The organism is Paenibacillus maysiensis, assembly GCF_000520815.1.
In the GTDB taxonomy this organism is placed as follows: domain Bacteria; phylum Bacillota; class Bacilli; order Paenibacillales; family Paenibacillaceae; genus Paenibacillus; species Paenibacillus maysiensis.
In genome coordinates, this window is the sequence record NZ_ASRY01000045.1 from 1 (window position 1) to 445 (window position 445).

General features: G+C 63.6%; 1 protein-coding gene. It reads right to left on the bottom strand.

Translation table 11 applies throughout. The features are described from left to right. The coding region (locus L696_RS28170) for an AMP-binding protein (RefSeq protein ID WP_155985305.1) at positions 1–445 on the bottom strand (445 nt) is incomplete at both ends.

Genomic DNA, 445 nt, shown 5'->3' on the forward strand with positions numbered 1-445 from the left:
GGCATCCAGCGCGCCAGGTCGCCCGTCCGGTACAGCCGCTCCCCAGCGGCGAACGGGCTGTCTACGAATTTCTCCGCCGTCAAATCCGGGCGGTTCAAGTAACCGCGGGCCACACCCGCTCCGCCGATAACCAGCTCGCCCAGCACCCCGACCGGCACCGGGTTCAGATGCGCGTCCACGATGTAGAATTTCGCATTCAGCCACGCTTTGCCGATCGGCACATGGCCTGTCTGCGGCAGCTTCGTCAGCGGCTCGTCGTAGAAGCTGGAGTCGATCGCCGCTTCCGTCACGCCGTATGCGTTGATGATCCGGAACAACGAGCCGAAGCGTTCCTGCAAGGTCCGGTAATCCGCCACGCTGCAGCTGTCCGAGCTCGTGATCAACAGCTCCACCCGGCTCATGTCCAGTTGCTGCTCGTGCACGTACTCCAGGAACGGCACGATCA